This is a genomic window from Microbacterium sp. 4-7 (genome assembly GCF_014332665.1).
Lineage (GTDB): Bacteria > Actinomycetota > Actinomycetes > Actinomycetales > Microbacteriaceae > Microbacterium.
In genome coordinates this window covers 230,201-251,851 of the sequence record NZ_MCRH01000006.1, presented here as the reverse complement: position 1 = coordinate 251,851, position 21,651 = coordinate 230,201, and the positions used below count along the sequence as shown (strand labels likewise).

Sequence of the window (21,651 nt, the reverse complement as noted above, 5' to 3'; positions counted from 1 at the left end):
GTCAGTTCAGCTCCTCGAGGGCCTTGGTCTTGCGGAAGCTGATGATCGAGATCGTCGCGACCACGATGAAGATCAGGATCGTGAACGCGGAGGCGAGGCCGTAGTCGCGGGACTGCCCCGTGAAAGCCACCTTGTAGACCATCGAGATCAGGATGTCGGTGTGCCCGACCGGGATGCTGACATCGTCGAACCGCGGCCCGCCCTTGGTCAGCATGTAGATCAGGTTGAAGTTGTTGAAGTTGAACGCGAACGACGAGATCAGCAGCGGCGCCACCGTGACGAGCAGCAGCGGAAGCTTGATGCGCCGGAAGACCTGCCACGGGTTGGCGCCGTCCATCACCGCGGCCTCGTTGACGTCTTCGGGGATGCCCTGGAGGGCGCCCATGCAGACGAGGAACATGTAGGGGAAGCCGAGCCAGAGGTTCACCAGCAGCACCGAGACCTTCGCGAGGTTCGGATCGGTGAGCCACGGGATGTCCGCTCCCCCGAAGATCACCTGGTTGATGAAGCCGAAGCTCTCGTTCATCATCCCGGCCCAGACGAGGGCGGAGAGGAACGCGGGGAATGCGTACGGGAGGATCAGGATGATCCGGTACCCGTTGCGGAATCGCATCCGTGTGTTGTTGAACACCAGCGCGAGGAGCAGGCCGAGGAAGAACGTCGTCGCCACGGAGAGCACCGCGAACACGAAGGTCCAGATCGTCACCGAGATGAGCGGGCCGCGGATGGAGTCGTCGGTGACCGCGCGCACGAAGTTGTCGAACCCGACGGTGGTCTGCCAGCCGGGGAGCAGCTCGGCGCCGTCCTCGGCGATGAACGACCCCTCCCCCGTGTCGGAGTACACCGCGCCGGTCGTGGTGTCGGTGATGGTGTCGGCATCCGCGTCGTACTCGAGCGTCGAGACGTACAGGTAGCCCTTCTGGCCGTCGGGCGCACGCAGGCTGCCGTCGTTGGGATCGTCGCTGAACGGCACCGAGAGCTTCTCCAGCTCTTCCGAGAGCGTGAACACCTTCGCGAGGGGCAGCGTGGTCCAGCCGTCGACGGCCACAGCCTGGTCGCCGTCGAACTCGGCGTCGACCTCCTCAAGGGGCTGCTCGGCCGTGCCGAGCAGCGCGTCGCCGGAGTCGGGATCGGTCACCAGCAGGCCGTAGGTGCCGAACTGCTCGACGACCGTGACCGGGTACGTCGGGGAGTCCTCCACGCGCTCCTGGGCGGAGGCGAGGAGCGACGAGATCGCCTGGTCCTTCGTGCCGTTGTGGCCGGTGCCGTAGTTGGTGAAGCCGATGTACCCGGTGTACAGCAGCGTGAACACCTGGAAGATGATCAGGAAGATGATGCCGGGCGTGAGGTACTTCGCGGGGATGCGCTTGCGCGAGAAGTAGATGTAGTTGACGAGCACGGTGACGGCCACGACCAGGCCGAGCACCAGCCACTCCTGCTGCCCGAAGAGGACGAACGCCGCATACAGCGCGATGGCGTCGACGATCGCCAGCAGCAGGATCTTCAGGAGCATCCAGCCGATCGGCCCGGATGCGGCCTCGGCGATGCCGGCGGCCTGGCGCTGGCGCTTGGTGAGTGGAGCCGTGGGCTCGGCGGTGTCTGTCATCTCGTCCCCGTCGTCGAGCTGCCGGGGCGGACGAGGTCCGCCCCGGCAGGGATGGTGCTGGGTGTCTTACTTGATCGCTGCGGTGACGTCGTCGACGAGCTTCTGCCACGTCGACGCCGGGTCGGAGCCGTTGATGATCGCGGCCTCGGCCACGCCCCAGAACTCCCAGACCGATCCCATCGCGGGGATCGCGGGCATCGGGACGGCATCCGCACCGACGGCCTGGAAGCCGGCGATGATCGGGTCGGAGGCGGCGGAATCGGCGGCGGCCGTCAGCGCGGGGAGGATGTTGCCGGCCTCGAACAGCTCGAGCTGCACCTCTTCGGTGCCGATGTAGTTCACGAGGAAGTCGTTCGCGGCGACCTTGTTCTTCGACTCGGAGCTCACGAAGAAGCCCTTGACACCGGCGAACGGCGACGCGGTCTCACCCGTGGGGCTGGGGATCGGGTCGATCGCGACGTTGATGCCGGCGTCGACTGCGGCGCCGACGTTCCACGGGCCGGTCAGCCAGAAGGACGCGGTGCCGTCGAGGAACTGCTGCTTGGCGATCTCGCCGTCGACGTCGGTGTTCAGCGTGCCTGCGGCGCCCTGAGCGGCGAGCCAGTCGGCGAAGGCCGTTCCGCCCTCGCTGCCGAGCTGCAGATCTGCGGAGTCGTAGCTGCCCGAGTCGTCGGTGCCGAAGACCGGAGCGCCGAACGCCGTCTGGAACGGGTACAGGTGGTACGGGTTGCCCTCGGTGCCCTGCTCGACGACGAACGCGCCCTTCGAGACCATGTCGTCGAAGCTCGTCGCGGCGGCGGGCACCATGTCGGCGTTGCGCAGCACGGCGATGTTCTCGACCGCGTAGGGAAGCATGTAGACGGTTCCGTCGTAGGTCGCCGCCTGAAGGGCGACGGGCAGGTAGTCGGCCGACGAGTCGCCGAGCTCGAGCGGGGCGACCACGCCGTTGGTCGAGAGCTCTCCGAGCCAGTCGTGCGCGCCCATGACCACATCGGGGCCCTTGCCGGTCGGCACCTGCTGGATGAAGTCATCCTTCATGTCGTCGACGGACTTGCCGACGAGCTCGACCTTGACTCCGGTCTTCTCCTCGTAGGAGTCGGCGGCGCTCTGCAGCGCGTCGACGCGCTCGGCGTCGACCCAGACGGTCAGCGTGCCGCCGTTCTCACCCTCGGATGCGTCGCCGCCGTCGGTCGCGGTCGAGCAACCGGCCAGGGAAAGAGTCGAAACGATCGCGATGACGCCGGCGGCGACGATGCCCCTCTTGTTCACCTTCATTGGTGTGTGCCTCTCTGAGTACTGGTGGCCTGCAAGGACTGCAAGCGCTTACAGTATGCATCGAGAACGACGGGAATCGCAATGCAAAAGCCCTTCGATATCAAGCTGTAACCGCGGATTGGTGCGTGAGAGTCGATGGAAGCGCTTCCAAGCGAGCGTGAAAACGGCGGTGTCGATACACTTTGCGTATGGCTGACAGTTCCTTTGACATCGTCTCGAAAGTGGATCACCAGGAGGCCGAGAACGCCCTGAACCAGGCGCGCAAGGAGATCGAGCAGCGCTACGACTTCAAGGGCACGGGCGCCTCCATCGCCTGGAGCGGTGAGCAGATCCTGATCATCGCCGGCACCGAGGAGCGCGCGAAGGCCGTTCTCGACGTCTTCCAGTCGAAGCTCATCAAGCGCGGCATCTCGCTCAAGAGCCTCGAGTCGGGCGAACCCTTCGCCAGCGGCAAGGAGTTCCGCATCGTCTCGACCCTCAAGGACGGCATCTCCTCGGAGAACGCGAAGAAGATCAACAAGCTCATCCGCGACGAGGGTCCGAAGGGCGTGAAGAGCCAGATCCAGGGCGACGAGCTGCGCGTGCAGTCGAAGAGCCGCGACGACCTCCAGTCGGTGATCGCGCTGCTCAAGGGCGCGGATCTCGATCTCGACCTGCAGTTCATCAACTACCGCTGATCCCACAACGCAGGGGACGGATGCCGCCGCATCCGTCCCCTTTTCTGTGCCCTCGGATCCCATTCCGATATATGGGTCGGAGTGACCGAGACTGGATGCAGTCGCGTCCCGATGCGACAGACGATGCGGCGATGCATGACGCGCTGCCGAACCACGGTTCCGCGCTTCGCGGATCGCGGTTCCCGCCTTGTGGGGACTGGGCGCAGTTCAGCTCCGTGCACGCCATCGTCTGTGGTCGGCGAGTGTCCCAACACTCGCCGACCACAGAATCACCCGTACTCAATCCTGCGACGACGCGCCGACGACAAGCGCCTGCGTGATCGTCGGAAAACTCGTCTGTGGATTATTGGCATCGCGATCCACTTCGTGATGTAGTGGCCGTCCGGGCACATCATGGGGAGCCCGGATCTGGAAAGCAACTGGGGGCAGTCCATGAACACCAACAACTCGATGACGAGTATTCGAGAAAGCAAGCAGCTCTTGGCGGAGGAGGTGTTTCAGCACATCGGCGCGCAGATCGTCGACGGTGTGCTGGAGCCGGGGTATCGCATCCGCGATGTCGACGTCGCCGAAGAACTGCATGTGTCACGGACTCCGGTGCGAGAGGCGTTACAGCGTCTCGAGCGTCTCGGGCTCGTGACGATGTACCCGAGCAGATACACCGAGGTCACCGCCGTCACGGCAGAGACCGTCGAGCAGACGCTCGAGTTCGCGGGGTATCAGGCGGGGATGGCCGCGCGGATGGGCGTCGCACGGATGAGCCAGCAGGACCGCGAGAGTCTCGCCGCACTGGTCGAGGAGATGTACACGGCGCTCGACGACGACGTGCACATCTCCAACACACGGTGGGCGGTGTTCTCGTTCCTCAGCGCGCGCAGTCGTAACGCGCAGCACCAGGTGCTGATCAACGACGCGAGCATGGCTCTCTTCCGCAATCTCCGCGGCTGGAGCGTGCCCGAGAACGACCGCGAGCGCATGCTCCAGGTCTACCGGGACTTCCACGACGCGGTGCTGCGCGGCGATGCCGACGAGGCCGAGCAGCAGGCACGTCTGATGCACTACGTCTGACCACTGGGTCGGACACACTGCGCCTGATCACTGTCGGCGCGCGGCCGTCCAGCCTCTGACCCATCGGTCGAGGCGGCGATACGCTTCCTCTCTGGCCCCATGCCGCGAGAGGAAGACGTCGTGCAGGGCTCCGTCGATGCGCTCGACAGTGACAGACGGACCGAGCTTCAGCGACGCCCGCGCGATGTCGTCGACGACCAAGACCGAGTCTGCTCGGGTGAGGTCCTCCGACCATCGCGTGGGCGTCGCTGAGCGCGCGGACAGCAGCACGCACACGGGCGCGTCGATCGTCAGCCCCGCCGCGACCTTGGCGTGTCCGGTGAGTATCGCGTGGAACCACCCCGCGTGGACGGCCATCGTCTGCGCCGGACGCCAGAGGAGGTTCACCTCGACCGGATCGTCGGGGTCGGCGACCTCCTGCTGCGCGCGGGTGTAGAAGCCGAGATCGACCTGCGGCGCGACCTCCCGAGGGGCCCACCTGGCCTGCAGCTCGGCGACCGGAGCGATGAGCGGGCGGGCGGAAGCGACCTGGAACTCGAGCCAGGGGCTGTTCAGGATCACGGCATCCGCTGTCTCGGGGTGCCGCGACGCCCACAGGCTCAGGGTGAGTCCGCCGGTCGAGTGGCCGAGCAGCACGAGCCGCCGGGGGGATGCCGCGGCTCCAGTCCCGTGCCCCATCGCGGACAGAGCCGCGGCGATGTCCTCGTCATACGCGACGAGGTCGGTGATGTAGCCGGGAGTCTGCCCATCGCGCAGACTCCGGCCGTACTTGCGCAGGTCGAGCGCGAAGAAGCGCGCCCCGCGAGACGTCCAGAAGCGAGCGAGCCGCTTCTGGAAGAAGTAGTCCGACCAGCCGTGCACATAGAGCACGTCGACATCGGCCAGCGGGAGGCTCTGCCCGCGCAGCCGGTCCCACCAGGGCCGGTCCCGCGGCACCGCACGCACGAGCGTGGCGACGAGCGGTCCCTCATCGTCCTCGCCGAGCTCGAGCGTGAGCTGCTCGAACTCGTCGCCGAGGACGTCCGGTATCCACTCAGGCATGCCGCCAGGCTATCGAAACGGTGTCGACTACTGGGGAGCGGTGTGTCCGCCCGTGAGGCTGCGCACGACCTGCTGCGCGAGTGGTGCCGGATCAGCGGCCCCGGCTCCGTTGTCGAAGGTCACCAGCCGGATCCAGTCCGGACCGACTCGCACGTCGACGATCTTCTCGCCGTTCGCACCCGTGCTCGCCGTGGCGGCATCGGCTCCCTCGAGTTCGACGGGGTCGCCGTCGATCTTCTCGAACGCCCATGCCCCGGCGGGAAGCGTCGTGAGCATCAGATAGCTGGATCCTTCGTACTCGCTCCCGGCCGACTTGAAATAGCAGATGCGCGATCCGTTGACGACCTCGTACACCTCCGCAGGGATGCCCCAGCCGCCGAAGTCCGAGAAGAGCGCGGCATCCGTCACTCCGAATTCGGCATTCACCTGCTCCGGTGTGATGAAGCGCTCGCACGGCGCACCGACGATGTCGCTCTCGACGTAGTCGACCTCGCGCAGGCTCGCAGCCGCTGAGGCGGCGATCCGACGCAGCGCCTCTTCGATCGGAGCGGTGTCATCCGCTCCCAGATCGGGGTCGACGACGGTGGCCGACAGCAGCACGTCTCCGTCGGGAAGCTCGAAGCCGCAGCGCCCGCCCTCGCAACTCGCCTGCTCACCCCAGAAGCCCTGACGCTCGGTCGCGCCGGCGATCACAGCCTGAGCATCCGGCACGATCGTGACTTCCCAGCTGCGCTCCGTGTCACCCGCGGAGCACGCGATCCCCCCTGCGCGCTGGAACATGTACTGCCCGGGGCCCGGCAGCCAGCCCATCGCAGACACCAGCGACAGCGCCGGTGCGACCGGCGTCGACGGCTCCCCCACGAGTTCGGCCATGGTGGCGGCGACGTCGTCGCACGTCACATCGAACGCCGCCGCCGGTTCGACGATGGGCGCCGGCGTCGGGGACGGTGTGCCGGTCGACGACGCCGTCACAGACGGCGACCCTGATGGCTTCGGCTCGGCGGCCGGCTCGGCAGTGCACCCTGACACCAGCAGCAGAGCGGCGGTGCCGAGGACGATCAGGGATCGCAGTCGCATCCCTTCACCCTACGGATGCCGCCCCGCAGGCGCACCGGGTGCCGACAACGATCCGGCGTCGGTCACTCTCCGCGGGAGACGCGCACCATCTCATCACGCGGCACGACCTTGACGCGCGCGCGCTCGTGCGGCGCACCGAGAGCGACCTCATGCTCGTCGAGCCGGTGCCAGCCTTCGAGGTCGGTCCACTTCACACCGCGCTCGAGCAGCAGGGCGGGGATCGCCTCTTCAGACGGGTCCTCCGGGTGCCACCACGAGCCCTGGTCGTTGATGATGTGCCGCACGGTCTCCATGGCATCCGACTTGGTGTGGCCGATCAGGCCCACCGGCCCGCGCTTGATCCACCCTGTCGCGTAGATGCCGGGCATCTGCTGGTTCGAGTCCTTGGCGAGCACCTGGCCCTCGCGGTTGGGGATGACGCCGTGCTTCTTGTCGAACGGAACGCCCGGAAGCGGCGAGCCGAAGTAGCCGATGGCGCGGTAGAGCGCCTGCAGCGGAACCTCGCGCATCTCGCCCGTGCCCACGGCTCCGCCCTGTCCGTCGGGCTTCGTGCGCTCGTAGACGAGGGCCGCGACGCGACCGGCGTCGTCCTTGCGGACCTCGACCGGGCGGGCCCAGAAGTGCAGGTGCAGACGACGCGATGCCGTGCCTCCCGCATTGTTGACCGAGTCGCGCTTGCGCCACGACTGCAGGATGCGGTCGATCACCATGACCTGCTTGTTGCTGGCCACCGCGTCTTTCGACGCCTCGTCGTAGTCGAAGTCCTCGTCGTAGACGACCATGTCGACGTCACGCAGCTCGCCGAGCTCACGCAGCTCGAGCGGGGTGAACTTGACCTGAGCGGGTCCGCGGCGTCCGAACACGTGCACATCGGTGACGGCGCTCGCCTTGAGACCCTCGTAGACGTTCTCCGGCACCTCGGTGACGAGCAGGTCTTCGGCGTGCTTCGCCAGCATGCGGGCGACGTCGAGAGCGACGTTGCCGTTGCCCAGCACACCGACGGATGCGGCGTCGAGCGGCCACTCGCGCGGCACATCGGGGTGGCCGTCGAACCAGCTCACGTAGTCTGCTGCCCCGTAGGCGCCGACCGCGTCGATACCGGGGATGTCGAGCGTCGTGTCACGGATCGCGCCGGTGGCGAAGATGACCGCGTTGTAGTGCTTCTTCAGGTCGTCGAGGGTGATGTCCTCGCCGAACCGCACGTTGCCGAACAGCCGGATGTCACCGCGGTCGAGCACATCGCGCAGCGCGTTGACGATGCCCTTGATGCGCGGGTGGTCGGGTGCGACGCCGTAGCGGACCAGGCCGTAGGGGGCGGGGAGCTGCTCGAAGAGATCGATGGAGACGTCGAACTTGCGCTCGGCCTTCAGCAGGATGTCTGCTGCGTAGATGCCGGCGGGGCCCGCTCCGACGATGGCCAGTCTGAGCTTGGTCATAAGGGGTCCTTTCGTATGCCGTCACGCCCGGCGCACGCGGCCGAGGGCCGCGATGCGATCAGCTGGAGCGTTCGACGAGGGTCTCTGCGAAACGAGTGAGCGCTTCGCGCACGGTGCCACGCGGGAGCGGGGCGAGCGCGTCGATCGCATCCTGGGTCCAGGAGTGCGCGAGCGCGAGGGTCTTCTGCGTTCCGACGTGGTCGCGGAGCTCGGTCAGCGGTCCGTCGAGGATCGCGGGGTCGGCCCCTTCGGCGATGCGCGCCACCCCGTCGTCGATGCGAGCGGCGAGACCGATCGAGGCATCATCGGCCTCGGCCTTCAGCAGCAGGTACGGCATCGTCGGAACCCCGGCCCGCAGGTCGGTGCCCGGCACCTTGCCGGTGTCCTCGGGCTTCGCCGACAGGTCGATCACGTCGTCGAGCAGCTGGAAGGCGACGCCGATCTTCTCGCCGTACACGCGCAGCGGCTCTTCGTACTCCGACGGTGCGTTGGAGAAGATCACGCCGCCCTGCGTCGCCGCGGCGATGAGAGAGCCGGTCTTGTCGGCCAGCACCTGGAGGTAGAACTCGATGGGATCATCGTCGGGCTGAGCGCCGATCGTCTCGTGCATCTGTCCGAGGACGAGGCGCTCGAAGGTGTCGGCCTGCAGCCGGATGGCCCGCTCGCCCAGACGCGACATCAGCTGGCTCGCACGGGAGAAGAGGATGTCGCCGGTCAGGATCGCGATGTTGTTGCCCCACACGGTCTGCGCCGCGGGCACTCCGCGACGGCGATCCGCACCGTCCATGACGTCGTCGTGATACAGCGAGCCGAGATGGGTGATCTCGAGCGCCTTCGCGACATCGATCACCTGATCGGTGTTGCCGTCGCCGAGCTGGGCCGCGAGCAGCGTCAGCACGGGGCGGATGCGCTTGCCCCCCGCCTCGTACAGATAGCGGCTGGCGGCATCGGCGAGCGGATCGGCCACACGCACGTCGTCGGCAAGACCGGTCTCGACGAGCTCGAGCCCGTCTTCGATCGCCTGTGCGATGCGTCGACCGGCGGTGCCGATGAAGACACGGTCGCTGAAACCGAGACGGCTCGCCAGTCGCGAACCCGGGGCTACGCGGCTCGAAGTCACGGTCTCAGCCTACCGTCGTCAGCTGGGCGGGTACGCGCGTCGCATTCACGCGGGCTTGAACGCCCGGTGCAGCGCGACGATACCGAACGAGAGGTTGCGGTATTCGACCTCGGTCCACCCGGCCTCGCGGATCCACGCGGCGAGCTTCTTCTGGTCGGGCCAGTCACGGATCGACTCGTTCAGGTAGTCGTAGGCGTCGCCGTTGGTGCCGGCGACGCGAGCCACCCGAGGAAGCACCTGCGAGTTGTAGAACCGGTACGCGGCGCGGAAGACGGAGCCCGGCGGGGTCGAGAACTCGTTGATCACCAGACGACCGCCCGGCTTCGTGACGCGCAGCAGCTCACGCAGCGCCTTCTTCGGGTCGTTGACGTTGCGCAGCGCGTACGACATGGTGACGGCGTCGAACTCGCCGTCGTCGAACGGCAGATCGGTGGCATCCGCCTGCACGAACGAGAGATTGCGGATGCTGCCGTGGCGGCGCTGCCCCTCGGCGAGCATGCCCGGCGAGAAGTCGGCGGCGACGACCTGCGCACCGCTGCGGGCGAGGGATGCCGACGAGGACGCGGTGCCCGCACCGAGGTCGAGGATCTTCTCCCCCGGCTTCGGGGCGACGGCCCTCGTCGTGGCCGCGCGCCAGAGCGCGTCGTTGCCGACCGTCATCGCCGTATTCGTCCGGTCGTAGCCCGCGGCGACCTGGTCGAACATGCCGCTGATGCGGGCGGGGTCCTTGCCGAGATCGGCGCGGTTGGCTTCGTTCGAGGTCACACGCCCAGTCTAGGCGCGAGGTGCAGCGCGTCGAGGCGGTCGAGCCACAGATCCGGCGTGGCATCGTCGAAAGGGGCGATGCGCTCGCGCACCCGCAGCTCGAGATCGAGGGCCAGAGCCTCGAGTCCGGTCATGATCTCGGCGGGGTATCCGTAGCTCACGCTGTGCTCGGCCCACTCGTCGCGGTCGTCGACCCATGTGCCGCGCGGACCCTCGACCCGCACGACGTCGAGGTCCATGTCGATGCCGACGGCGAGGAGCGGGTCGTCCGACCAGCGCACCTCCCATCCGATGTCGATGTAGATCCGCATGCCCTTCGGGTGGTCACGGTTCACGGTCAGGGCGAAGTCGGGCCGCCTCGGCACGAGCGTGACATTGGGGGCCTCGGCGATGTAGCCCGCGCCCGGTCGAGCGCTCGACCAGCCGACGGGCTGGCCGAGCCAGTCGCCCCATTCGTCGGCGCCGAGGTACACGCACTCATGACGCCAGTGCGGAGACCCGTCCCACTTGCGCCACTGGAAGATCATCTCGGTGCCGGGTGCGGGGCGGACGTCGCTCATGCACTCAGCGTAGGCGTGGCCTCTCACATCCCGGTCGACGGGTGACGAACTAGGCTGGAGGGGTGAGCAGCAGGCTGGTCGTGGAGACCCGTGAGATCGATCCGGTCGAGGATCTCCTGGCCTACGCCGACCCGTCGCGGCCTCTCGCCTGGCTGCGCCGCGGCGACGGCATCGTCGCCGTCGGCGACGCCATCGTCGAGACGGTCCGCATCCCCGCCGGCGCAGCGGCCCTGCGATCCGCTGCGATCGCTCGGGCATGGCGAGAGCTCGCGCAGGATGCCGAGATCGATGACGAGCTCGGTCTCCCCGGCTCCGGACTGGTCGCCTTCGGTGCGCTGACCTTCGACGAGGACTCCGCCGCCGACAGCATCCTCGTCGTGCCGGCGCTCGTGATCGGTCGACACCACGGGCGCACCTGGCTCACCCGCATCCGCTCGTCCTCGGCGTCGGCACCCGCGCCCGCGCCGCGGCCAGAAGCGGCGACGATCGCCTACGGCCCGCACTGGGCCGGCACCGTCGGCCCCGGTGCCCAGAGCCCGCAGGGCTATCAGGACTCGGTGCGCCAGGCACTCGAACGCATCGCCGCCGGCGAGCTCAGCAAGGTCGTGCTCGCACGCGACCTCACCGGCAGCATCCCGGTCGGTTCCGACCTGCGCCGGCTCGTGCGCGCGCTGTCGACCGGATACCCCGACACCTGGGCGTTCGCGGTCGACGGGCTGATCGGCGCGAGTCCCGAGACCCTCGTCACCGTGCAGCAGCGCACCGTCACCGCCCGCGTGCTCGCCGGAACGATCGGACGCGGAGCCGACGCGGATGCCGACACCGTCGCATCCAGCCACCTGGCCTCGAGCACCAAGGACCTCGACGAGCACGAGTACGCGGTGCAGAGCGTGCTGGCCTCGCTGCGTCCGCACACCCGCGCACTGGCGGCGAGCGAGCAGCCGTTCCTGCTCAAGCTGCCGAACCTCTTCCACCTGGCGACCGACGTCGAGGGCGAGCTGGCCGATGGCGGCTCGTCACTCGACCTGGTCGGGGCCCTGCATCCGACCGCCGCCGTGGCCGGCACCCCGACGTCTGCGGCGATCGCGGCTATCCGCGAGCTCGAGCCGTTCGACCGTGGGCGGTACGCCGGTCCAGTGGGATGGGTCGACGCGGCCGGCAACGGCGAGTGGGCGATCGCGCTGCGCTGCGCGCAGTTCACCCCCGCCGAGACCGACATCGCCGTCACCGCCTACGCGGGCGCAGGCATCGTCGCAGGCTCCGACCCCGAGTCGGAGCTGCTCGAGACCCGGGTCAAGTTCCGTCCGCTGGTCGACGCGCTCGCCTGACCCGCGCCCGGACCGCCCGCGGTCAGCTCGCCGCGAGGCGCTCCTTCTCCGCGTCGACATCGAAGTCGGCCGCCGGCCACTGCGGATCGATGCGCTGCAGCGCGTCGAGCAGCAGCTCCTGCACGGCGAGGCGGGCGAACCACTTGTGGTTCGCCGGGATCACATGCCACGGAGCCGGCTCGGTCGAGGTGCGCTCGAACATGATCTGATACGCCGCCATGTAGTCGTCCCACAGCAGTCGCTCGTCGACATCGCCCGGGTTGTACTTCCAGTGCTTGTCGGGTCGCTCGAGCCGCTCCATCAGTCTCGACTTCTGCTCGTCGGGCGAGATGTGCAGCATGACCTTGACGATGCGCGTGCCCGATGCGGCGACCGCGGCCTCGAACTCGTTGATCGCGTCGTACCGGCGCTCGATCTGGTCCGCCGGGGCCAGCGAACGCACCCGACCGATCAGCACGTCCTCGTAGTGCGAGCGGTCGAAGACGCCGATGAACCCGGGCTCCGGGAGGCGCCTGGACACACGCCACAGGAAGTCGTGCTCGAGCTCTTCGTCGGTCGGCGCCTTGAACGCCGTGAGTGCGACGCCCTGCGGATCGACCCCGCCGACCACGTGGCGCACGATGCCTCCCTTGCCCGCGGAGTCCATCGCCTGCAGGATCAGCAGCACCGAGTCCTTCGCCACGCCGACGCGGCTCTCGGCGAAGAGCCGCTCCTGCAGCTGATTGAGCTCGTCGAGGCCCGCCTCGAGATCGCGCTTGCCGTCGGCTTTCGCGCCGCTGTAGCCGGGTGTGCTCTGCGGATCGAGGTCGGAGAGGCGGAATCCGTCGCCGACCTGGAGGGCCTTGGCCCACTCATGCGCTGTCATGCGTTCATCCTGCCACTGCGCATCCGCAGCGGAGGCGAAGATCCTCAGCGGGACAGCGGGACCTCGATCAGCTGACGGCCACCGGCCGGGGTGGTGAGGGCCTGGTCGAGTGCCGTGCGGGTCGTCACGCGCTGGTACTCCCATCCGTAGGCGAGTGCCAGCTGCTCGAGCCGCACGGCATGGGGCGTGTAGAACGCGCGATCGAGATCGGCCCGATCCGCCGTGCCCGCGACCTCGAGGCCGTCGAAGATCGTGCCGCCGCCGTCGTTGCCCACGATGACCTGGATGCGAGGCTCGTGCTCGTCGGGCGGGAGCAGCAGGGCGCCGACATCGTGCAGGAAAGTCAGATCGCCGAGCAGCACGCGGGTGACCCCGGGCGCTCCCGCGGCCTGACTGGCGAGCGCGATGCCCGTGGCGGTGGCGATCGTGCCGTCGATCCCCGCGAGCCCGCGGTTGGCGTGCACCGGGACCTTCTTGCCACCGAGCACCGCATCGGCCACCCGCACGAGCCGCGACGAGCCGAAGACGAGTCGATCGTGCGGCCAGGTCGCCCGCCAGACGGCGTCGGCGAGCAACTCACGGTCGAGCGGCCGGCGCACCGCCGCCAGCTCGGCCTTCACCGCGTCGCGCCGCGCCGACGGATCGGTCGACGTGAGACCGTCCTGGTCGGGCGCCCGCTCGCTGAGATCGACGGCGTGAGCCGCGGATGCCGTGAGCCACGCACCGAGCCACTCGCGGTCGGCGACGCCGGGTGCGACCGACACGGACGCCGCGGCCGTCGTGCGGCCGTTGAGATCGAGAGCCTCGCCGCCACGTCGGACGGCGATCACGTCGACATCCGGCCGCGACAGCAGGCGAGCCACCTCACGGCTGAGCGTCGGGTGCCCGAGCACGACGGCGCGCTCGATGCGACCGCCCAGCTCGTGGTCGCCCAACAGCGCGCGATAGCCGTGCACGACCTGGCGGCCGAAGCGCGCACCGCTGACGATCTCGGCGATCAACGGCCAGGATCCGGCGTGCGCGATCTCTTCGGCATCCGGTCCCGCGTCGGCGCCGGCGATGACGACCGTGCGCGGCCCCCGCTCGAGCAGGAGCGCTTCTGCCGACACCGGTCTGGGCACGTCGCCCGGCACGATGTCGACGGTCGGGACGTCGCCCGACAGCGGCTCGCGCGACGGCAGGTTCAGGTGCACGGGGCCGGCGACACCCGCCAGACCGTGGGTGGCATCCGCGCCCATCGCCGCGGCGACGGCGCGCATCGCGAGACCCGCCCAGTCACCGTCGCCCGGCACGGGGGCATCGATCTGCTCGCGCACCCAGGAGGCGAACATGCCCAGCTGGATGGTGGCCTGATTGGCTCCCACTCCGCGCAGCTCGGGCGGCCGATCGGCCGTCAGGAGCAGCAGCGGCACCCCCGAGTGGAAGGCCTCCATCGCTGCGGGAAGGAGGTTGCCGGCAGCGGTCCCCGAAGTGCAGAGCACCGCCGCGGGCACACCCGTCTCACGCGAGAGACCGAGCGCGGTGAATCCTGCGACCCTCTCGTCGATGCGCACGTGCAGACGCAGCTGCCCCTGATTCGCGGCATGCACCGCGGCGAGCGCGAGCGCCTGAGATCGAGACCCCGGCGAGAGCACGAGATCGCGCACGCCGTGGCCGATCAGGTCGGCGATCAGGGATGCCGCAGCATCCGTCGCGGGCGATGACGTCACGGACGCGCGTCCGGCGCCGTACCGTCCGGTGCGGCTCCGTCGTCGGTCTCGTCCTCGAGACGAGCGAGCTCCTCCTCGAGACGGCGGATGCGCGCATCCTGCTCGCTCTTGCTGATGCTGCGGAGGAACTGGGGGTCGTCGTCGGGCGCGATGATCGTGATCGCTCCGCCGTTGTCGTTCGCGCGGCGTCGGCCGATCGTGAACCAGAGGATGCCCCCGATGACCGGGATGAGGATGACGATGGCGATCCAGGCGGCCTTGGGCACACCCCGGTGTCGCGTCGGCGGCTGCACTGCGCAGTCGACGATGCTGTACACCCAGAATATGGCGGCCAGGAAGCCGCCAACGATCAACAGTCTCGCCACCCCTCCAGTGTAGGCGGGTCTGTGTCGCGTGGATCTGCCTGGGCGCTCAGCGCGGGCGCCGATGCCCGATTGTTAGACTGCGCGGACCATGCCTGCCCCGTCGATGCCACTGCGTCACCAGGGCGTCGAGCGGATGCTGATCCTCCGGGTCGGTCTCGCCCTCGGCCTCGCCCTGCTGCTCGTGATCGGCGCGTGGTCGGCGTCGCACGGCAAGGCGGATGCGCACACGACGCTGTGCCTCGCTCCGGGCGCGAGCGTCGCGTCGGTCGCGGCGCACCACGACGAGACGAGCGTGGTCGAGTCCGCTCCGTCGGACGACGCCGGGATCGTCATGGTCGCGGCGCTCTGCTGCGTCCTCCTCGTGCTGCTCTCGTTGCGCTCCGTCAGAGGCGCGCCGCTGATCCGTCGCGCTGCGGTGGTGCGTGCATCGGCTCCGAGCCGCGCGGGTCCTCGTCTGCACGTCCCCGCACTCACCCTCGCTCAGCTCTCGGTCTCCCGCACCTGAATCAGGCACGCCGCTCGTCGGCGACCCCGGCCGCGCTCGTCGCGGCTCACTCACCCTGCCTGATCCGAACCGTTGGAGAACCCCATGAAGACCCCTGTCAAGGTGGCCCTGATCACCGTCGCCGCCGCGATCGTCCTCGCGATCGTCGGCGTCGCCTACGCCCTGTCGCAGCGCCCCGCAGAACCCCTGCCGCCCGAGGGCGAGAAGCGGCAGACAGTGCGCACCGACTCGCACGTCCTCGACGACGGAGGACCGGACGCCGTCACCGTCGTCGAGTTCCTCGACTTCGAATGCGAGGCCTGCGGAGCGTTCTATCCGATCGTCGAAGACCTGCGCGAGAAGTATTCGGGCGAGATCACCTACGTCGTGCGGTACTTCCCTCTGCCCGGTCACATCAACTCGACGCAGGCCGCTCTCGCCGCCGAAGCCGCGGCACAGCAGGACCGCTTCGAGGACATGTACCACCGCCTCTTCGAGACGCAGGCCCAGTGGGGCGAGAAGTCCGAGGAGACGCCCGAGGTGTTCCGGGGAATCGCGGCCGAGCTCGGACTCGACATGGCCGCCTACGATGCGGCGATCACCGACCCGGCGACGCTCGATCGCGTGCAGGCCGACAGGAGCGACGGCGAGCGGCTCGGAGTGCGCAGCACCCCCAGCTTCTTCATCGACGGCGAGCCCGTGGTGCTGGAGGCGTGGGGGGACCTCGAAGCGGCTCTGGAGAATGCCGTGGAGAAGTAGCCCGCAGAACCGTCGTCAGAGGAGTCCTCGGGCGAGGAGCGCCTCCTGGTACGCGCCCGCCTTCGCGCTGACGACCTGACGGCAGGCGATCAGCGTCTCGATCTGCGCGTCGAGAGAGCGCTCGTGCGCGCGCAGCAGGGCGAGACGCTCGGCCTCGTTGCCGCTGCCGGCGCGCACCAGGGCGGCGTACTCGCGCAGCAGGGCGATGGGTGCGCCGGATTCGCGCAGTCGCGCCAGCAGCGCGAGCCACGCGAGCGAGTCGTGCGCGTAGACCCTCCGACCGCCGGGGGTGCGCGGCACGTCGCGAGGGAAGAGCCCTTCTGCCTCGTACCAGCGCAGCGTGTGCACGCTCACGCCGGCCAGACGGGCGAGCTCGCCGATGCTGAACGTGCGCGTCGTGTCGATCACATCCTCCACGAGGACTCCTCCTTGACTTCGAGTGCACTCTAGATCGTACGGTCGGAGCATGACAGATGCACTCCCCCCTCTCGACATGATCGCCCGTCAGCAGCCCCTCGCCTCGGAGTTCGGCTACCGCTCCACTGCGGCCGAGGTGATCGCCGGGGTCGACCTCTCGGGCAAGACCGCGATCGTCTCGGGCGGATACTCGGGACTCGGACTCGAGACGGTGCGTGCGCTCGCGAATGCCGGAGTGCACGTGATCGTGCCTGCGCGTCGTCTCGACGCCGCGCAGGAGGCGCTCGCAGGGATCGACGCGGTCGACGTCCGCAGCGCCGACCTCGGCGACCTCGACTCGGTGGCAGCGTTCACCGAGACCGTCCGTCGCGACGGACGCCCGATCGATCTCGTGCTCGATGTCGCCGGCATCATGGCCACCCCGTTCGGTCACACCGCGCAGGGCTTCGAGTCGCAGTTCGGCACCAACCACCTCGGCCACTTCGCCCTGGTCAACGGAGTGGCCGACCTGCTGCCGGAGGGCGCTCGCGTCGTCTCCTACTCCTCGGGAGGGCACTTCCGTTCCCCCGTGCGATTCGAGGACATCGACTTCGAGACGACGCCATACGACCCGTGGGTCGCCTACGGGCAGTCGAAGACGGCGAACGCGCTGTTCGCCGTCGGGCTGGCCCGTCGTGGCGCGGCCCGCGGCATCCTCGCCTTCTCGGTGCACCCGGGCGGGATCATGACCGACCTGCAGCGGCACGTGCCCCGCGAGGAGCTGATCTCACGCGGCTGGATCGACGAGGACGGCACGCCGAACCCGCGCTTCAAGACTCCGGCAGAGGGAGCGTCGACGGGTCTCTGGGCCGCGACGGCTCCCGAGCTGGCCGATCGCAGCGGCGCGTACTGCGAGGACTGCTCGATCAAGGGCATCGTCCCGCCCGAGCACACGGACATGACGACCGGCGGCGTGAAGCACTGGGCGATCGATCCCGAGGCCGCCGAGCGGCTGTGGGCGCTCTCGGTCACCGCGACGGGAGTCGACGGCTTCGCCTGAGCGGCGGCCCGCGTCGGGCTACTGCCGTCAGTCGGCGGCGAGACGGAGGATGCGGTCGTCGCCGGGCGAGGGGCTTCCGCGTCCGTCGGTATTGTTCGTGAGCACCCAGAGCATGCCGTCCGGTCCGGCGACGACGTCGCGCAGCCGGCCGAGCTCCCCGACGAACCGCTCGGTGCCGGAGGTCAGGTCATCGAGTGGCACGACGCGCAGCCGCTCGCCGCGGAGCGTGGCGATCACGATGTCCGCGCCGACGACAGCGATGCCGCTCGGGCTCGCCTCGTCGGGCCTCCACTGCTGCACCGGATCGATGTGCTCGTCGTCATCGGCGATCCCCTCGACCTCGGGCCAGCCGTAGTCGCCGCCGGCCTCGATGACGTTGAGCTCGTCCCAGGTGTCCTGTCCGAACTCGCTCGCATACATCGTGCCCTCGGCATCCCAGGCGATGCCCTGCGGATTGCGGTGTCCGTAGCTGTAGACGGGCGACTGATCGAACGGGTTGTCGGGGGGCACCTCACCCGCGGGAGTGAGGCGCAGGATCTTGCCCGACAGCGCGTCGAGATCCTGCGCACTGTCGCGGTCGCCGGCATCGCCCGTCGTGACGTAGAGCATCCCGTCAGGGCCGAACGCGATGCGCCCGCCGTTGTGATTTCCCGCGGCGGGGATGCCGTCGACCACAGTGGTGGCGGGTCCGAGCGACAGCGCACCGGCGTCTCCGACGATCGGCCGCCGCTCGACCCGGTTCTCGTCGTCGGCGGTGACGTACGTGTAGAGCTCGCCGTCGTGCACCGCGAGCCCGAGCAGGCCTCCCTCGCCACCCGGCGAGACCCCGTCGATCACGTCGACCTCGCGCGCCTCGCCGTCCTCGGCGATCTCGAGCACGCGGGCGGTGTCGCGCTCGCTCACCAGGGGCACGTCGCCGTGGAATGCGATCGACCAGGGGGCGTCGAGATCCTCCGTGAACGACTCCGCCCCCGACGCCGACGTCGACGTCGGCTGCGCCACACAGGCAGCGAGCAGGGCGAGGCTCGCCGTGATCGATGCGATGGATGCGCGCCGACGTGTCGTCGAGGAGCGATCGGATCGGTGCGCGGGCATGACTCCATCCAACGCGGAATCGACGCCGAGCGACAGCGTCGATCTGGTGCGCGCCGATGAACCCATTTCGGAGAGTCGGATGCAGGAGCACAATACCGATATGAACGAGGGCGCTTCCGTGGAGCAGCCCGTGCCTGCGGAGGGGCCGGCAGGGCCGCACGACGATGTCGCGCCGCCACGGACGAGCGGGGAGTCGGATGCGGTGCTGGGCCGCCGTGCGCAGCTTCTCGCCACCGAGCACTGGGGGCTTCTCGCCGCCCGCAGCACCGCGCAGAGCGAGGTGCTGTCGCGCATCACGATCTTCCTGACCCTCGTCTCCGCCGGACTCGTGACCATCGGACTGCTGGGGCAGGCGTCGGACTTCGGCGGGTGGTTCGGCGGCGCGTCACTCGCGATCCTCGCGTTCCTCGCGGTCATCGGCTTCATGACCCAGGTGCGCGTGATGAACGTGTCGGAGGAGGACATGATGTACGTCGTCGCGATGAACCGCATCCGTGGCGCGTACGTCGACCTGGATCCTGAGGTCGCCGATGTCTTCCTCGCCTCGCCGCACGACGATGAACCGGGGATGAAGCGCACGTACTCGTTCCTCCGTCCCCGTCGCCTGAGCATCCTGCTCGGCAGCTCGGTCATGCTGCTGATCGTCGTGAACGCCTGCGTCGTGGGGATGCTGGTCGGCTCGGCCGTGATCGCGGGTGGCGGCGCTTTCGCCGGGGCGATCGCGCTCGGCATCGTCGCCGGACTGGTGCTCGCCGCCGGCTTCATGACGTTCGGCGGCGTCGGCTACCGCTGGGCATGGAGCCATCACGCGCCACGACGTTCCACTCCGGAAGGCGACGGTCGGTCGCTACGCTGAGCGCATGACCGAGGCGCGAACCCCCACATCGCATCCCGTCGCCGCCGTACTGCGGCGCATTCCTGCCACCCTCGCGATGGTGGCTGTGATCCTCGCCGTCGGCGTGATCTGGCAGGGCCTGTGGACCCCGTTCGAGAAGACCGACCTGTTCGGCACCGTCGCATACGGCCTGCCCAACCTCGCGCAGGGGATGTGGTGGACGCCGCTCACCGGCACGTTCTTCGTCAACGAGCCGTGGGTGTACCTGTTCACGATCTCGGGATTCTGGGGCATGGCGTATCTCGAATACCGACGTGGCACCAGGGTCGCCCTCGCGTACTACTGGGTCGGACAGCTCTTCGCGATCCTCGCCACCGCGCTCGTCCTGTTCGTCGCCTCGCAACTGCCCTGGGCCTGGGCTCAGGAGCAGGCCCAGGCGCTCGATGTCGGCGCCTCTGGCGGCACCATGGCGTGCATCGCCGCCGCGATCGGGCTCTTCCGCCCGCCATGGCGAGTGCGCGGCTGGCTCGTGCTGCTCGGTTTCGTGTTCATCGCGATGCTGTTCTGGGGTGCGGTCGCCGATCTCGAGCACCTGCTCGCGGTGCTGCTCATCCTCGTCGTCGACCGCACCCTGCGTGTGCAGCGGACCACGGTGCGAGAGCAGCGTCTGATCGCCGTGATCTCGCTCATGGTGCTCGGAGCGGTCGAGATCATCACGACTCTCGTCGCCACCGACGGCCCGTTCGGCCCGACCGAGCCCGCGTCGGGAGGGTTCATCGACCTCGCGCTCGACCTCGTCGTCATCGTCGTGCTCGTGAACGGACTCCTGCGCGGCCGTCGCTGGGCGTGGGTTCTCGTGATGCTGCTCGGGCTCTTCAACATCCTGGTCGCAGCTCTGGTCCTCATCCTCATCACGGTGTTCTCGCAGGCGCAGGTCGATCTGCGGTGGGACGGCGAGACGGAGCTCGCGCTCGCCAACGGCTTCCTCTGGGTGATCCTGCTCGTCTACCTGATCGCCGTGCGCCGCGCGTTCCGGGCGAAGCGCAAGTCTCTCCTCGGCATCCAGCCGGCCCCGACGGTCGACGACGTGAAGACCGAGCTGCGCGCGCACGGCGGGGGCACCCTGTCGTGGATGACGACCTGGGAGGGCAACAGCTACGCCCGCAGCGATGCCGGGATCGTCGCCTACCAGCGACGGGCCGGTGTGGCGCTCGCGCTCGCGGATCCGATCGGGCCGCCCGCATCCCGCGCGGTCGCCGTCACAGAGTTCATCCGCACGGCGGAGCTGGCAGGCCTCGTCCCGTGCTTCTTCAGCGCAGACGACGCCACCCGGGCCGCCGTGCCCGCCGGCTGGCGCAGCCTGGTCGTCGCCGACGACACCATCGTCGACCTGCCGGGTCTGGAGTTCACCGGCAAGCGCTGGAACTCGGTGCGCAGCTCGCTCAATCGGGCGGGGCGCGAGGACATGACCTTCCGGATGACGCGCCTGGCGGACGAATCGTGGGGCGTACGGCAGCAGCTGCGGGCGATCTCCGAGGCATGGGTCGGCGACAAGGACCTGCCTGAGATGCGGTTCACTCTCGGCACGCTGGATGAGGCGGAGGACCGCGAGGTGCGACTCGCTCTCGCGATCGCCCCGAACGGCGACGTCGACGGCTTCCTCTCGTGGCTGCCGGTCTATGGCGAAGGCGGCGTCGTGCGCGGCTGGACGCTCGACCTGATGCGCCGCCGCGACGGCGGCTTCGCACCCGTCATGGAGTACCTGATCGGTTCGTCCGCGAAGCAGTTCTCCGAGGAGGGTGCCGAGATCATGTCGCTCTCGGGTGCTCCGCTCGCGCACGACTATCCGCCGGACGCGGGCATCATCGCCGTCCTCAGCGAACGCCTCGCCGAAGCGCTCGAGCCCGTGTACGGCTTCGGCTCGCTGCACCGCTTCAAGCAGAAGTTCCACCCGCGGTACGAGACCATGTATCTGCTCTTCCGCGACGAGAGCGATCTCGCGGCGATCGGCACAGCGCTCACCCGCGCGTTCCTGCCGGATGCGACGCTGAGGCAGTTCGCGGGAGCGGGGCTGGAGCTGGTGCGCGGCAGCAAGGACTGAGGCCTCACCTTCCTGAGGCGATGATTCCG

The 21,651-nt window shown here is 68.8% G+C and carries 21 protein-coding genes; 8 read left to right on the top strand and 13 right to left on the bottom strand.

Going from position 1 to position 21,651, the window contains the following annotated elements; genetic code table 11:
- Nucleotide 1: 1 nt before the first annotated feature.
- Nucleotides 2-1,606 carry an ABC transporter permease subunit gene (locus BEP68_RS13650; RefSeq protein WP_056279698.1) on the bottom strand — a complete coding sequence of 535 codons (1,605 nt, stop codon included), beginning with the start codon at nt 1,604-1,606 and terminating at the stop codon, nt 2-4.
- Nucleotides 1,607-1,672: 66 nt separating this feature from the next.
- Nucleotides 1,673-2,881: a maltose ABC transporter substrate-binding protein gene (locus tag BEP68_RS13645; RefSeq protein WP_053097514.1), complete on the bottom strand. Its 1,209-nt coding sequence runs from the start codon at nt 2,879-2,881 to the stop codon at nt 1,673-1,675.
- 188 nt (nt 2,882-3,069) lie between these two features.
- On the opposite strand from BEP68_RS13645, the gene BEP68_RS13640 reads away from it, so the two are divergent.
- On the top strand, nt 3,070-3,558 hold the full coding sequence (locus BEP68_RS13640) for a YajQ family cyclic di-GMP-binding protein (RefSeq protein ID WP_053097515.1): 489 nt from the start codon (nt 3,070-3,072) through the stop codon (nt 3,556-3,558).
- Between the two features lie 432 nt (nt 3,559-3,990).
- The gene (locus BEP68_RS13635) at nt 3,991-4,626 is read left to right on the top strand and encodes a GntR family transcriptional regulator (protein ID WP_053097531.1); all 636 of its coding nucleotides are present in this window, start codon (nt 3,991-3,993) and stop codon (nt 4,624-4,626) included.
- Between the two features lie 27 nt (nt 4,627-4,653).
- On the opposite strand, the gene BEP68_RS13630 is transcribed toward BEP68_RS13635, so the two are convergent.
- The 6 genes from BEP68_RS13630 to BEP68_RS13605 all read right to left on the bottom strand — a co-directional run bounded on the left by BEP68_RS13630 (nt 4,654) and on the right by BEP68_RS13605 (nt 10,625).
- Nucleotides 4,654-5,667 (bottom strand): alpha/beta hydrolase, encoded by a 1,014-nt coding sequence (locus BEP68_RS13630; RefSeq protein WP_187250310.1) that lies wholly within the window; start codon nt 5,665-5,667, stop codon nt 4,654-4,656.
- 27 nt (nt 5,668-5,694) lie between these two features.
- The gene (locus BEP68_RS13625; protein ID WP_187250309.1) at nt 5,695-6,744 is read right to left on the bottom strand and encodes a hypothetical protein; all 1,050 of its coding nucleotides are present in this window, start codon (nt 6,742-6,744) and stop codon (nt 5,695-5,697) included.
- A 62-nt stretch (nt 6,745-6,806) separates the two neighbouring features.
- Entirely contained in the window at nt 6,807-8,180 is a 1,374-nt protein-coding gene (locus BEP68_RS13620) for an FAD-dependent oxidoreductase (protein WP_053097534.1), read from the bottom strand.
- Between the two features lie 58 nt (nt 8,181-8,238).
- The gene (locus BEP68_RS13615; RefSeq protein WP_053097535.1) at nt 8,239-9,300 is read right to left on the bottom strand and encodes a polyprenyl synthetase family protein; all 1,062 of its coding nucleotides are present in this window, start codon (nt 9,298-9,300) and stop codon (nt 8,239-8,241) included.
- Nucleotides 9,301-9,345: 45 nt separating this feature from the next.
- On the bottom strand, nt 9,346-10,005 hold the full coding sequence (locus BEP68_RS13610; protein ID WP_222839434.1) for a ubiquinone/menaquinone biosynthesis methyltransferase: 660 nt from the start codon (nt 10,003-10,005) through the stop codon (nt 9,346-9,348).
- A 56-nt stretch (nt 10,006-10,061) separates the two neighbouring features.
- On the bottom strand, nt 10,062-10,625 hold the full coding sequence (locus tag BEP68_RS13605) for a hypothetical protein (protein WP_187250307.1): 564 nt from the start codon (nt 10,623-10,625) through the stop codon (nt 10,062-10,064).
- Between the two features lie 62 nt (nt 10,626-10,687).
- Here BEP68_RS13605 and BEP68_RS13600 point away from each other — a divergent pair, with 62 nt between their 5' ends.
- Entirely contained in the window at nt 10,688-11,953 is a 1,266-nt protein-coding gene (locus BEP68_RS13600) for an isochorismate synthase MenF (RefSeq protein WP_187250306.1), read from the top strand.
- A gap of 22 nt (nt 11,954-11,975) precedes the next feature.
- Here BEP68_RS13600 and BEP68_RS13595 read toward each other — a convergent pair whose 3' ends face one another.
- From BEP68_RS13595 to BEP68_RS13585, 3 genes are read right to left on the bottom strand one after another with little or no spacing between them, the layout of a single operon-like run.
- Nucleotides 11,976-12,818, bottom strand: a complete 843-nt coding sequence (locus tag BEP68_RS13595) for a polyphosphate kinase 2 family protein (protein WP_187250305.1) — start codon at nt 12,816-12,818, stop codon at nt 11,976-11,978.
- 44 nt (nt 12,819-12,862) lie between these two features.
- Nucleotides 12,863-14,527, bottom strand: coding sequence for a 2-succinyl-5-enolpyruvyl-6-hydroxy-3-cyclohexene-1-carboxylic-acid synthase (gene menD, locus BEP68_RS13590; protein WP_187250304.1), 1,665 nt, complete (start codon nt 14,525-14,527; stop codon nt 12,863-12,865).
- Nucleotides 14,524-14,892: a PLD nuclease N-terminal domain-containing protein gene (locus BEP68_RS13585; RefSeq protein ID WP_053097541.1), complete on the bottom strand. Its 369-nt coding sequence runs from the start codon at nt 14,890-14,892 to the stop codon at nt 14,524-14,526. Before BEP68_RS13585 ends, menD begins: the two co-directional genes overlap by 4 nt.
- An 88-nt stretch (nt 14,893-14,980) precedes the next feature.
- Here BEP68_RS13585 and BEP68_RS13580 point away from each other — a divergent pair, with 88 nt between their 5' ends.
- Together BEP68_RS13580 and BEP68_RS13575 are read left to right on the top strand one after the other, a co-directional pair.
- Entirely contained in the window at nt 14,981-15,397 is a 417-nt protein-coding gene (locus tag BEP68_RS13580; protein WP_261987851.1) for a hypothetical protein, read from the top strand.
- A gap of 84 nt (nt 15,398-15,481) precedes the next feature.
- Entirely contained in the window at nt 15,482-16,135 is a 654-nt protein-coding gene (locus BEP68_RS13575) for a DsbA family protein (RefSeq protein ID WP_187250303.1), read from the top strand.
- A gap of 15 nt (nt 16,136-16,150) precedes the next feature.
- Here the strand turns inward: BEP68_RS13575 and BEP68_RS13570 are convergent, their stop codons facing one another.
- Complete coding sequence (locus BEP68_RS13570) at nt 16,151-16,552, bottom strand: MerR family transcriptional regulator (RefSeq protein ID WP_056279678.1); 402 nt, start codon at nt 16,550-16,552, stop codon at nt 16,151-16,153.
- 49 nt (nt 16,553-16,601) lie between these two features.
- Between BEP68_RS13570 and BEP68_RS13565 the strand changes: the two genes are divergently transcribed.
- Nucleotides 16,602-17,591, top strand: coding sequence for an oxidoreductase (locus BEP68_RS13565; RefSeq protein ID WP_187250302.1), 990 nt, complete (start codon nt 16,602-16,604; stop codon nt 17,589-17,591).
- Between the two features lie 27 nt (nt 17,592-17,618).
- On the opposite strand, the gene BEP68_RS13560 is transcribed toward BEP68_RS13565, so the two are convergent.
- The gene (locus BEP68_RS13560) at nt 17,619-18,686 is read right to left on the bottom strand and encodes a PQQ-dependent sugar dehydrogenase (protein ID WP_187250301.1); all 1,068 of its coding nucleotides are present in this window, start codon (nt 18,684-18,686) and stop codon (nt 17,619-17,621) included.
- Nucleotides 18,687-18,786: 100 nt separating this feature from the next.
- Between BEP68_RS13560 and BEP68_RS13555 the strand changes: the two genes are divergently transcribed.
- Nucleotides 18,787-19,542, top strand: coding sequence for a hypothetical protein (locus BEP68_RS13555; RefSeq protein WP_150115106.1), 756 nt, complete (start codon nt 18,787-18,789; stop codon nt 19,540-19,542).
- Between the two features lie 4 nt (nt 19,543-19,546).
- On the top strand, nt 19,547-21,622 hold the full coding sequence (locus tag BEP68_RS13550) for a bifunctional lysylphosphatidylglycerol flippase/synthetase MprF (protein WP_187250300.1): 2,076 nt from the start codon (nt 19,547-19,549) through the stop codon (nt 21,620-21,622).
- Nucleotides 21,623-21,651 lie beyond the last annotated feature (29 nt).